General features: G+C 36.8%; 10 protein-coding genes. 8 read left to right on the top strand and 2 right to left on the bottom strand.

All coding sequences use genetic code 11. The annotated features are described in order from the left end of the window. Positions 1-4: 4 nt before the first annotated feature. Positions 5-6,121: an RTX toxin gene (locus tag ACXPAV_RS07605; RefSeq protein WP_458003141.1), complete on the bottom strand. Its 6,117-nt coding sequence runs from the start codon at positions 6,119-6,121 to the stop codon at positions 5-7. Between the two features lie 308 nt (positions 6,122-6,429). Continuing rightward, positions 6,430-7,230 carry an inositol-1-monophosphatase gene (gene suhB / locus ACXPAV_RS07600; protein ID WP_039134296.1) on the bottom strand — a complete coding sequence of 267 codons (801 nt, stop codon included), beginning with the start codon at positions 7,228-7,230 and terminating at the stop codon, positions 6,430-6,432. Between the two features lie 145 nt (positions 7,231-7,375). Here suhB and trmJ point away from each other — a divergent pair, with 145 nt between their 5' ends. From trmJ to fdx, 8 genes are all read left to right on the top strand, one after another. Further along, positions 7,376-8,122 carry a tRNA (cytosine(32)/uridine(32)-2'-O)-methyltransferase TrmJ gene (gene trmJ, locus ACXPAV_RS07595; protein WP_458003140.1) on the top strand — a complete coding sequence of 249 codons (747 nt, stop codon included), beginning with the start codon at positions 7,376-7,378 and terminating at the stop codon, positions 8,120-8,122. Between the two features lie 89 nt (positions 8,123-8,211). Beyond that, the gene (gene iscR / locus ACXPAV_RS07590) at positions 8,212-8,688 is read left to right on the top strand and encodes a Fe-S cluster assembly transcriptional regulator IscR (RefSeq protein WP_458003139.1); all 477 of its coding nucleotides are present in this window, start codon (positions 8,212-8,214) and stop codon (positions 8,686-8,688) included. A gap of 33 nt (positions 8,689-8,721) precedes the next feature. Further along, entirely contained in the window at positions 8,722-9,936 is a 1,215-nt protein-coding gene (locus ACXPAV_RS07585; protein ID WP_039094095.1) for an IscS subfamily cysteine desulfurase, read from the top strand. Positions 9,937-9,948: 12 nt separating this feature from the next. Then, complete coding sequence (iscU, locus tag ACXPAV_RS07580; RefSeq protein WP_013746572.1) at positions 9,949-10,332, top strand: Fe-S cluster assembly scaffold IscU; 384 nt, start codon at positions 9,949-9,951, stop codon at positions 10,330-10,332. Positions 10,333-10,381: 49 nt separating this feature from the next. After that, on the top strand, positions 10,382-10,705 hold the full coding sequence (iscA, locus tag ACXPAV_RS07575) for an iron-sulfur cluster assembly protein IscA (protein ID WP_039094099.1): 324 nt from the start codon (positions 10,382-10,384) through the stop codon (positions 10,703-10,705). Positions 10,706-10,737: 32 nt separating this feature from the next. Beyond that, entirely contained in the window at positions 10,738-11,256 is a 519-nt protein-coding gene (hscB, locus tag ACXPAV_RS07570; protein ID WP_039134334.1) for a Fe-S protein assembly co-chaperone HscB, read from the top strand. Positions 11,257-11,274: 18 nt separating this feature from the next. Next, on the top strand, positions 11,275-13,128 hold the full coding sequence (hscA, locus tag ACXPAV_RS07565) for a Fe-S protein assembly chaperone HscA (RefSeq protein ID WP_458003138.1): 1,854 nt from the start codon (positions 11,275-11,277) through the stop codon (positions 13,126-13,128). A 24-nt stretch (positions 13,129-13,152) separates the two neighbouring features. Then, positions 13,153-13,491, top strand: a complete 339-nt coding sequence (gene fdx, locus ACXPAV_RS07560) for an ISC system 2Fe-2S type ferredoxin (protein WP_039086444.1) — start codon at positions 13,153-13,155, stop codon at positions 13,489-13,491. The last annotated feature ends 1 nt before the right edge of the window (position 13,492 follow it).

Here is a 13,492-nt window from a genome sequence, read left to right as displayed (position 1 = left end):
ATAATTAAACAAGATACATAGTGACCAGTTCATTAAATGTTTTGCTCGCATAATCTGTATGCCCCACACCGGACAACGTAATATAGGTATTGCCGGAAGTAATATTAACATCTCCTCCTTCAACATCATAACCACTGAACCTTAATGTGGTGTCTGAGCTTAAATTGTTGCTGAGCAGTGATAATTGTAGCTTATCTTTACCAACTTCAAAGCCTTTAATATTAGTCTGCGTATTACTATAAATATTAATGTAATGCTGATGTTCGTGATCTAATATAATTTGGTTATCCTTGGCAGCAGCATGAACTTGAAGTTCTTCACCTTTATTAAAATGTAATGTATTTTGAGCTAAATCGGCATTGGCGCTTTCTCCGGATAAAATATACTTAAATTTGCCATCATTAAGATCTAAGTAATATCCATCACCTATTGAGAATGTGCCAAATTGGCTCGCTTTTTCTATAATGGTTTTACCGATAGTATTGCCATCTTTGTTGAAAGATAAGGTAACATTGTCATCGCTATCTTTAGTGAATTGAAGGTTAAGATCTTCTGAATTCTCTAATTTTGCTAAATTATTTTTTGTCAGATCGAAGATATAATTTGTGGCGTTGGTGGATAAGAGATAAATATCTGCTCCCTGTCCGCCATAAAGTTTATTTATGCCACTTCCTCCGGCAAGTACATCATTACCGCTATAGCCTTCTAAAATATCATCGCCATCATTACCGATTAAGATATTATCTTTATGATTTCCAATAAGGTTATCATTTCCTGATGTACCTATAATATTCTCTATATCATAGATATGATCAAAGATGGTTCCTTTATAAAGCTTCTCGGACTGGAGATCAGCAACAACACCGAGTCCTTCATCATTAATCACTAAATGACGAAGATCTAATGTATCAATCCCTTCATCGCCGAAGATAGTGTCGGAACTAAGAGCATCATCTTGAATAATGGTATCATTTCCTTCGCCACCATAAATTAAATCTTTGCCTAAACCGCCATTTAAGGTGTCGTTACCGGTTTCTCCATAAAGTTTATCATCACCAGCACCACCGAAAATAATGTCATCACCCTCTTTACCATAAACGAGATCATTACCATTTTGTGCGAGGAAGTAATCATTACCTTTACTACCATACATAACATCATCATAGTCACTGGCACTGATAACTTCGACGTTGTAAAGCATATCGCTTGCATCATAAGATTTTGTTTCAATATGTAACTCTCTATACTCAACTCGTTCTTGTCGTTTACCGTATTGATGATTTTTCACTTTAATATTTTCAACAGTCACTTCTGCATCAGCAATATGTTTTGTTACAGAATAAGTACCGGCGTCTCGCCCATGAACAACAATGCCGTGAATATGTTCATTATTATAACTTACACTATCTGTTCCATTACCTCCATTAAATAGAGAATGTCCGTTATCAGCAATATAAGTATCATTTCCATCGCCAGCATTGATATTGAGATTAATATGCTTCAATAATTTTCCATTTTCATCATATAAAACGGAGGCATATTTATCATTAGAAATAAAAATATTATTACCTGCGCCGTCATTAATAGTATGTTCATTTGGACCATTAATAATAAGATCCGTATAGAAATTATTTTTGCCAACCGCTTTTCTACGAGCTTCTTCAACACCCGGTGCAAACAAAGGACTATTAAATTTTATTAATGAGTTGCCGGGAGCAGTAATTTCTAATACGCCAGTTTTAGCGTCCATACTCAAATATTGAGCGCTGAGAGCTTTATCTATTTCACCGTTACGAATTAGTTGAGCATAATTATTTGCTTTATTCATTTGATCAACTAATTTGGTAATAGCGGCTAATTCAATAGCACTATTTGAACTGGAAACGCCATCCAGAGTAATAATGTTATCAACATTATATAATTTGTGTAATTGCTTAAATGATTGAATCACTTCTTGGTTAGCATAGAATTTATTTAATGTCGCCTCAGTATTTTGATCAAAGTATTTTTGAATATCACCATACTTTTCAATTTGATCGACATAACGTTTAGCAATATGTTCCAATGCTGGTTGTTTGATCGCCGACATAATACCGCCGATAGCTCCTCTCACTACACCTGCAATTGCCGCAATCGGTGCACCAATGACACTTGCTGTTGCTGCCACAGAGATCGCTGTAGTTGCTAAATTTAAAGCAATGTCTGTAGCTGTATATGCGGTATTAAGTGCAAATTTTTCATTTAAAAGGCTGGCTAATAATTCATCACCTTGATAACCATAAGTTTTTGTTTCTGATGCAAGAGAATCAATTTGTTTTACATATTTATGTTCGTCAACTAAGCCTTTTATCTCTAACGGACTTGCTGCCAGAGCGATTCCTGATACAGCAGCACCAATTTGTGGCAACATCGTAGTAGTACCAATTATTTTTGCAATGGATTGTGCTGTTGTGCCAACTCCTGTCGCAATAGTGCTTACCGCTTTCAATCCAATATCAAACCCCACTGCAATTTGATCGGCTTGGGTCATATTAGACCAATTATGAAGTTTAATTGATGAACCTATCAAAGAAGATAAATTAGTTAAAATACCTCCTGCAGAAGAACTTATTGCTTCAGAAACGGCGGTAGAGGCATTAGAAAGGCTTAACACATCACTGACTAAGCCATTAATATTGCCAATTAATTTAATTGAGCCTTCAGCAATAGCCGCTTTTCCGCTACTTGTATTAACATCCGATTGAATTAGGTTTGCGATAGAATGTCCCATATCAATAATGGAGTTGGATAATGATAGGGCTGACCCCACTTTAGGATTGCCGTCTTTGCCTACTGTTTTCACCACATCAGTGATAAAGCCATTTACATCGCTGGTGATGGCAAATGAACTGTCTACAATAATTTTCACGCCTTCTTTTGTGAGTTTATCGGCATTTGCCAATGCAGAAATATTATTTCCAATGCTTAATAGTCTGTCTTGGGATATAGACAAGATTTGATGAGCCGTATTCGCAATATTATGGCTTAGTTCACTTGAGCTGCCGGATAAATCCATAATATATGAGACAATTTGGTTAGCAGATTTTGCCAATTCAAATGAGCTATCTGCGATAGAAAGTTTACCTTTGTCTGTTGTTGGGTCAATTTGTACAACATAAGTTAAGGTTTTGGCAGTATCTAAAATAGAATTAGATAAACCTTGGATTGGTTTGGTTAACTCTTCTTTTATTCCAATTTGATTTAAGAAATCGGTCATTATGCCATTGGTTTTTGAGATTAAATTGAAAGACTCAATAGCAATCTCTGTTTTGCCCTCCGCTGTTGAAGCATTTGCGGCAGCGAGTTTCATCGCGATACTTTCTACTTGATCTAAATGATTTTTTAAAGATTGATATGCTGCATTACCAACTTTTGTTTCTGAATTGGTTATTGTAGTGATCGATTTTACAATCTCATTAATTTGTCCGATTAAATGTGTAGAAGCAGAGGCAATTTGCTGTTTGCCATCTACTTTATTGGTGTCAGCAGATGCTAATGCAGTTATCGTTTTCGCAGTATCTAATACTAAATCAGTTAAATTGTGAGCGAATGTAGTCTTAGCATTATCTAAGTTAGCCTCTTTCAACACCTCTTCAATTAAATGATTACTTTGTGCAATTAATGTTAATGAGTTTAACGCAATAGCAACTTTTCCATCACTGCTTGAGTTATCGGCATTCGCAAGGTTAATCGCTATTTTCTCAATCGGCGCTAAATGCTTAGCTGTTACATCGTGTACTGCCGTAGAGAGTGCGTTTTGTTTTCCAGATAAGGTTAAGATATTTGAAACAATTTCATTAGCATTATTAACTAATGAAACGGATAAACTGGCGGTATTCGCTGGGTTATCACTAACAATAATATTAGTTACTGATTTTGCTGCATCTAAGACAGAATGAGAAAGACTATTAACGTTATTCAGTAGTGTTGTATCTAATCCGGTATTAGCTGTTGTTAAGGTGTTGGTTGCTAAATCGCTTACTTGACTAATAAAATCAAAAGAGAGTTTTGCAATCTCAGCTTTATCAGAAGCCGAAGACGCGGTAGCTAATTGAGCTGCTACCTCTTTAATTTGAGAAACTGAAGCATCAAATGATTGATGAAAAGCTTTACTTAAAGAAGAATCAACGTTAGCCAACGTTAATACGTTATTGAGGATAATCGTTGCGCTTTGCACCAAATCAACACTAGCTTTAGCAATGTTTTCTGAAGATTTTGCGTCAGCTAATTGAACGATATTTTGAGCTGTTGCAAATAGTGAGTTAAATAATTCTAATGTTTTCGGAGCAATGACATTATTAGGGCTCATTCCTTGCATAATATCTTTCAACATATTACTTGCATCGGATAACAGACTTAATGAATGCGTTGCAATTTCAGCGCTATTATTTTCAGATGAAGCAAGTGCTATTGCTACCGCACTATCTTTCATTTCTGTTAATGTTTTATTTACTGCATTATGAATTATATCAATATGTTGTGTTGAAATAGATGTGCTTTTTAACACAGTAGACACAATATCACTTGCTGTTTTAGAAAGTTCTAATGAACTATTGGCAATCACGACCTTTCCTTGATTGTTATTAGCATCTACTTGTACTACGTTTGTGAGAATTTTTGCTGCATCTAGCACTGAATTAGTCAAACTATGAACCGATTTACTCACATTAGTACTTAAACTCATATTATCCAAGAATTTATTGATAATATTATTTGCTTGTGCAATCAGCCCGAAAGAAGTAATGGCTATCGCAGTTTTACCTTGAGAAGAATCAAGATCACTATTTGATAATGCAATAGCAAGCTGTTTGATTTGAGATAATTGCCCATCAACTGCACTATGTAAGGCGTTACCAATATCCTCTTTACCGTTAAAGTTTGTAATAGATTGAATAAGATCATTCACATTGCCAATAAGATTTGTTGATGCAACGGCAAGTTGTTCCTTTCCTAACGGCGTTGAATTATTGCCAGTGGCTAACAATGTAATACTTTTTGCTGTATTTAATAATACATCTGTTAATTCACCAACAAACTGGGTTTTTGAGGTGCTTAAATTAGCTTCATTTAGCACTTGAGCGACAATTTTGTTGGTTTGCGATATTAATGTTAAAGAGTTAATGGCAATACTCACTTTTCCTTCTTGAGACAGCACATCCGCATTGGCAAGATTGACAGCACTTTCTTCTATATTCTGTAGATTTTTCGCAGTAACATTATGAATCGCATTTAATAATTCGGTATCTTTATCCGTCATTACTAGAATATCGGAAATAACATCATTCACATTGGCTATTAATGAAATGCTATTTTTAGCGATTGAGGTTTTATCATTCATATCCATAGTAGCTATATCAGTAACTGTTTTAGCTGTGTTCAAAATAGAATGAGAAAACTGATTAATATCGGCTAAGAGTTGTGATTCGATACCTATATCACCTGAGTTTTTTAAGGCATTACTGATAACATCACTAACTTGAGATAACAGCTCAAAAGAAGCTTTAGCAATTTCAGCTTTATCTTCATTATGTGAATGTGTAGCAATATTGATAGCTGTTTTTTGAATATTTTGTAATGAGTTGTTAATAGAATGATAAAAAGCTTCACTAATTGTATTATCTTTATTTGCTAATATGATACTTTTATCAACAATTAATGCCGCTTTTGCCGCTAATTCTGTCGCAGACTTAGTAATTTCGACACCACCTTTTGAATAGGCAATGTTTACAATATCTTTGGCAGCCTCAAAAAGAGAATCCAGCAAATCTAATGACTTATTAGAAATTTCGCTAATTGATGACATTTGATTGGTAATCTTTCTGAGTGTATTTGTAGCATCAGTAAGTAAGTCTAAAGAGTCTTTGAATAACACCGGTTTATTTTTAAAATCTGATGCAGCGATGGATAAAGCATTGCTTTTTAAAGAGGATATATCTTCTTTTACTAGATTAAAATCAATGGTTGAAACAGTGTTTTTTAATGAAATCACTTTATCTTTGATTGAATTAAAATCTATTCCAGTAATTTTTTCTTTTAGTGAAAGCACTGTTTCTTTTACAGTTTCGACTCCTGAATCGAACATTAATACCTCCCAAGGTGAAAATAGTAAAAATAAAATGAATTTTACTTAAGTTATTGAAGTTTTGCGGTTAAAGAGATAAAGATTAAATTAGTGAAAAATGAATTTTTATATACTACCTATAAAGGGTGTGAAATAGTAACGTAACTATATCAGTAAATTGATTAATTTTCTATATTATTATATAGAGGGTGGTTTCTGGTCTAACCTCTAATAAGAAGGTAACTTTATGAGGTAGAAAGGTAGAGTGGAAAGCACTATGAATGGGAAAAGGCGTATTTTGGGAAATACGCCTTTATTGCGCGTTCAAATTATTTTTTTAATTCAGGGATTAAACAAGGCTGTAATTTAGTGAGGATTTGTTTTGTGATACGCGAACCTCCGGCGACAATGTTGCCTGATTTGAGGTAGCTATGTCCACCGATAAAATCGGTAACTAAACCGCCAGCTTCACGAACAATTAATTCACCTGCTGCACAATCCCAAGGTTTTAATCCCATTTCAAAGTAGCCGTCAACACGACCTGATGCTACATAACAGAGATCCAATGCTGCTGAGCCAGTACGACGGAAATCGGCACACTCTTTGATTAATGAACTGATCATTTCAAGATGAACAGGGATATAGCGTTTAATTTTGAATGGGAAGCCGGTGGCAATAATTGCGCCGTTTAATTCGGTACGGCTGTCCAAACGTAAGCGGTATTCGTTTAATTTTGCTCCTTCACCACGAACCGCAGTGAATAATTCATTGCGAATTGGATCATATACGACGCCAACTTCAGTGCGTCCTTTGACGAGAACTGCAATTGAAATGGAAAAATGAGGCAAACCTTTTACAAAGTTAGTAGTACCATCCAGCGGATCAATAACCCATTGTACTTCATTATCGCCTTCCAGCGCACCACTTTCTTCTCCAATAATAGTGTGGGTTGGATAAGATTTACGAATAATATCAATAATGGCAGCTTCAGAGGCGCGATCTATATTGGTGACATAATCATTAGCACTTTTTTCTCTGGTTTCGATTTCATCTCGGCGCTCAAAACCTTTGGCAACAATGTTGCCTGCCTTTCGTGCAGCACGAATGGCAATATTTAACATTGGATTCATTATTTTCTCCACTGGATTTTAAAGAACGGATTTAAGTTTGACAAATTTCGGCGTGCATTATAGGGAATGTTCGTTTAAATTGCGAGTCATTTTCTTAAGGAAAATATGTTAAAATCCGCCATTATTTTTATCCAATCGTTTCATTATGTCATTAGATCAGATCAAAATTGTATTAGTTGAAACATCTCATCCGGGAAATATCGGCTCTGCGGCGAGAGCAATGAAAACAATGGGATTGTCCCAACTCTATTTAGTTTCACCGAAAGTCCTGCCTAATGAAGAGAGCATTGCTTTGTCCGCCGGTGCGGATGATGTGGTTAAACAGGCACATATTGTTTCTTCTTTTGAAGAGGCCATTGCTGATTGTTCCTTGGTGATTGGCACCAGTGCAAGAGCCAGACACTTGACCACCACTGCTGTAACACCGCGGGATTGCGGAGAGTTGGCGATTGTACGTTCAGCGCACGGAAAAGTGGCAATTGTTTTTGGGCGTGAACGGATCGGTTTAACCAATGAGGAACTGTTGAAATGTCATTACCATCTTAATATTCCAGCAAATCCTGAGTATTCTTCATTAAATTTAGCGATGGCGGTGCAATTAGTTAGTTATGAAGTAAGAATGGCGTATTTGCAAAAACAGCAAGGTTATCAATTACGTCATTCACAAGTTGCAGAGATACCGGCAAAAGGCGTGGTAGCAGAGGAGTTAGAATATTTCTTTAATAAAACGGAACAGGTTTATCAGCAACTTGGTTTTATTCAAAACAGTGCGGTAATGAAAAAATTACGCCGTTTGTATTTGAGAACAGCAATTCAACGTAATGAACTGAATATTCTGCAAGGAATGTTGACCGCAGTAGAAAAAGTGCTAACGGAAAGTCATCGGAAATAACAATAGCTAAAAACGGCGTGATAATACTTGACTGTTTTAGTAGGTTATGTGAGAATTTCCCCTGTTTTAACAAGGTTAGGGAATTTGCGATGAAACTTACTTCAAAAGGGCGTTATGCGGTAACTGCAATTTTAGATATTGCATTAAATGCAGGCAATGGCCCTGTTACTTTAGCGGATATCTCTGAACGTCAAAAAATATCACTTTCTTATTTAGAACAATTATTTGCGAAATTACGTCGCCACGGTTTGGTTAAAAGTACCCGTGGCCCCGGCGGTGGCTATCAATTGGGCTATGCCAGCGAAGAAATTTCGATTGGTATGATTATTTCTGCAGTAAATGAGAATGTCCAAGCCACAAAATGTAAGAGCAAAGGAAATTGTCAGGATGGCGTTCAATGTTTAACCCATTCATTATGGCAAAAACTAAGTGATCGTATCGAAGATTTTTTAAATGAAATTACTGTCGCTGAATTGGTCAGTTCTCAACAAGAAAAAATGCAGCAGCGTTATCGTGCTGAGATCAGCGTACAGCAACATCTCGAAAATGAAAATATAGATAGTTAAGTGGCTGGCTTAACGAATTAAATCGGAGTGAAAATGAAATTACCTATTTATTTAGACTATGCGGCAACTTGCCCTGTAGATGAACGTGTTGCAAAAAAAATGATGGATTATTTAACCATTGACGGAACATTCGGTAATCCGGCATCACGTTCGCATAAATTTGGCTGGCAAGCTGAGGAAGCTGTTGATATCGCTCGTAATCATATTGCAGATTTAATTGGTGCGGATGCTCGTGAAATTGTATTTACTTCCGGAGCAACCGAATCTGATAACTTGGCAATTAAAGGCGCAGCACATTTTTATCAAACCAAAGGAAAACACATTATTACTTCAAAAACTGAGCATAAAGCAGTTTTAGATACCTGTCGCCAATTAGAACGTGAAGGTTTTGAAGTAACTTATTTATCTCCGAAATCAGATGGTTTAATTGATTTAGATGAACTGAAAGCAGCAATGCGTGATGACACAATTTTAGTATCAATTATGCACGTAAATAATGAAATTGGTGTGATTCAGGATATTGAAAAAATTGGTGAAATTTGTCGAGAACGTAAGATTATTTTTCACGTTGATGCTACACAATCAGTTGGTAAGTTACCGATTGATTTATCAAAATTAAAAGTAGATTTGATGTCTATGTCTGGGCATAAGGTTTATGGACCGAAAGGTATTGGTGCGCTATATGTGCGTCGTAAGCCACGTGTGCGTTTAGAGGCGATTATCCACGGTGGTGGTCACGAAAGAGGTATGCGTTCAGGCACATTACCGGTTCACCAAATTGTCGGTATGGGTGAAGCTTATCGTATCTGTAAAGAAGAAATGGCAACTGAAATGCCTCGTTTGACTGCATTACGAGATCGTTTATACAACGGTTTGAAAGATATTGAAGAAGTTTATGTCAATGGTTCAATGGAACATCGTGTTGGTACAAATTTAAATATGAGTTTTAACTATGTTGAAGGTGAATCTTTAATGATGTCATTGCGTGATATTGCTGTGTCATCTGGTTCAGCTTGTACCTCTGCTAGCTTAGAACCTTCTTATGTATTACGTGCTTTAGGTTTAAATGATGAACTAGCACATAGCTCAATTCGTTTTACTGTTGGGCGTTATACTACAGAAGAAGAAATTGATTACACCATTAATTTAGTGAAAAAAGCAGTAGCTAAATTGCGTGAACTTTCGCCACTTTGGGATATGTATAAAGAAGGCGTTGACTTTAGCACTGTTGAATGGTCTGCACATTAATAGGAGAAAATTATGGCATATAGTGAAAAAGTAATCGATCATTATGAAAATCCGCGTAATGTTGGATCATTTGATAAAAAAGATCCGGCAGTTGGTAGCGGTATGGTTGGTGCTCCGGCTTGTGGCGATGTAATGCAGCTACAAATTAAAGTAAATGATAACGGCATTATCGAAGATGCTAAATTCAAAACTTACGGTTGTGGTTCTGCGATCGCTTCCAGTTCATTAATCACCGAATGGGTAAAAGGTAAATCATTGGATGAAGCGCAAGCAATTAAAAATAGTGATATTGCCGCCGAACTTGAATTACCGCCGGTAAAAGTGCACTGCTCAATTCTTGCAGAAGATGCGATTAAAGCAGCAATTGCTGATTATAAAGCAAAAAATAGTAAATAAAATGTAGGTGCTATCGTTAGATAGCACTTTGCTCATTTGGGAGATCACGATGGGAATTTCATTAACCGAAAGTGCAGCACAACGTGTAAAAGATTTTTTAGTTAATCGAGGTAAAGGAATTGGGTTGCGTTTAGGTATCAAAACGTCTGGTTGTTCTGGTTTGGCCTATGTTTTAGAGTTTGTTGATACGTTGAATGATGATGATCAGGTTTTTGAAGATCACGGCGTAAAAATTATTGTCGATAATAAAAGTTTGGTCTATTTGGATGGAACACAACTTGATTTTGTGAAAGAAGGGTTAAATGAGGGCTTTAAATTCACTAATCCTAATGTCAAAGAGCAGTGCGGTTGTGGTGAAAGTTTTCACGTGTAAGTATTGATAAAATTCTAAGTTATTAAAATATGATGTTTAATCCATTTGAACTATTTTCATTGCCGGTAAGTTTTCAGATTGATCCGACACAACTATCTCAACAATATTTGCAATTGCAAAAACAACTACATCCAGATAATTTTTCAACTGCAAGTGAACAAGAACAACGTTTAGCATTGCAGAAGTCAACACAAGTGAATGATGCTTATCAGATTTTAAAAGATCCTATTTTACGAGCAGAAGCAATTCTGGCATTAGCTTTAGATAAGTCGGTGGATAGTGAGAATACTACCCACGATCTTGAGTTTTTAATGCAACAAATGGAATTACGTGAACAACTTGAACAAGCACAACAAGAGCATAATCAGGAGTTGTTGGAACAACTTAATTCACAAGTGGAGCAAAGTTATCAAGAAAATATCGAGGTTTTATCGGACAGTATTGAACAACAGGATTGGAATAGTACTAAACAGACTATCGATAGATTAAAGTTTATTCGAAAATTACAACAAGAAATTGAACGTTTAGAAGAAAAATTTTTTGATTTTTAACAGTGGGAAACAAGGTAAATGGCATTATTACAAATTGCAGAACCGGGACAAAGTGCTGCACCTCATCAGGCTCGTTTAGCCGTTGGTATTGATCTTGGTACAACCAATTCATTAGTAGCGACTGTGCGTAGCGGTAAAGCTGATATTTTATTAGATGAGCAAGATCGAGCATTAATTCCCTCCGTTGTTTATTATGGAGCGAAAGAACCGATAGTCGGTTATGAAGCCAAAGCAAATGCAGGACAAGATCCACACAATACGATTATTTCAGTCAAACGTTTAATTGGTCGCAGTTTAGCGGATGTACAGAGCCGTTACCCGAATTTACCTTATCGTTTTCAAGCGAGTGAAAACGGCTTGCCAATGATCGTTACTCAAAAGGGAGCTATTAGCCCAATTGAAGTATCAGCCGATATTTTACGTCGCTTGAGTTCATTGGCTGAAAAACGTTTAGCAGGTGAATTAGTCGGTTGTGTCATCACTGTGCCAGCCTATTTTGATGATGCTCAGCGTCAGGGAACGAAAGATGCGGCGCGTTTAGCTGGTTTAAATGTACTTCGTTTATTAAATGAGCCGACAGCCGCAGCAATTGCTTATGGTTTAGATAGTGGACAGGAAGGCATTATTGCGGTTTATGATCTTGGGGGTGGAACTTTTGATATATCTATTCTTCGTCTAAGCAGAGGTGTTTTTGAAGTTCTAGCAACCGGTGGTGATACTGCGCTAGGCGGTGATGATTTTGATCATCTGTTAGCGGATTATTTAGCACAACAGACTAAATTTGTGGCGTCAACCGATCAAGAAAAACGCCGTTTATTAGAGCTTGCTACTCAAGTAAAAATCGAATTAACCCAAGCGGAACAAGTTGAAGTTAATCTAAACAATCATTCGATTGTGGTGGAGAGAGCAACATTTAATAGTCTTATCCAGCCATTAGTAAAACGTACTTTATTAGCGTGCCGTCGTGCGTTGAAAGATGCTGATGTTTCAGTTAATGAAGTGATTGAAACTGTAATGGTAGGTGGTTCAACTCGTGTACCGTTTGTTCGTGAACAGGTTGCCGAGTTTTTTGGAAAAGCACCTCTAACTTCTATTGATCCGGATAAAGTAGTGGCATTGGGTGCAGCTATTCAAGCGGATATTCTAGTCGGTAATAAGCCAGATAGTGAAATGTTGTTGCTGGATGTAATTCCTTTATCGCTCGGGATTGAAACAATGGGAGGATTGGTGGAGAAAATTATTCCACGCAATACTACAATCCCAGTTGCTAGGGCTCAGGAATTTACCACATTTAAAGATGGGCAAACAGCGATGTCAGTACACGTTGTGCAGGGTGAACGTGAGTTGGTACAGGATTGCCGTTCTTTGGCCAGATTCAGTTTAAAAGGCATTCCTCCTATGGTTGCGGGTGCAGCGCACGTTCGAGTAACTTACCAGGTTGATGCTGATGGTTTGCTTAGTGTAACAGCAATGGAAAAATCCACCGGTGTTCATTCTTCAATTCAAGTGAAACCATCTTACGGTCTGACAGATGAAGAAATTACACAAATGATTAAGTCTTCGCACGAAAACGCTAAAGCGGATATGCAAGCACGTGAATTAGCAGAGCAGCGTGTTGAGGCGGCACGTGTATTAGAAAATGTGTATAGTGCTTTGGCGGAAGATGCATCATTATTAGATGAGCAGGAGTTGGCGGAGGTCAGGATAGCTATAGAAAATTTGGAACAGTTGCAACAGCAGGATGATAGTCAAAAAATTGCGGAAGGTATCAAGCGACTGGATCGAGCTACTCGAAATTTTGCTGCTAAAAGAATGGATAATTCTATTAAACAAGCGTTGGCCGGTCATTCGGTTGAACAATTTACTGAATAAAATAATAAATAAAAGGAAAACAGTATGCCAAAAATTGTATTTTTACCTAATGAAGAACATTGTCCAGAAGGAATGATTATTGATGCTGAAACTGGCGAAAGTATTTTAGATGCCGCATTGCGTTCTGGAATTGAGATTGAACACGCTTGTGAAAAATCGTGTGCCTGTACAACCTGTCACGTAATTGTGCGTGAAGGTTTTGATTCATTGAATGAAAGTTCAGATTTGGAAGATGATATGTTAGATAAAGCGTGGGGGCTAGAAGTGGATAGTCGATTAAGTTGCCAGGCAATTGTCGGTGATGAGGATTTAGTGGTTGAAATTCCTCGCTATACTATTAACCACGCAAAAGAGGAACATTAAG

The organism is Gallibacterium sp. ZY190522 (assembly GCF_054166015.1).
Note: the sequence above shows the minus strand (reverse complement) of the source record. Positions and strands in the feature narration are given on the sequence as shown.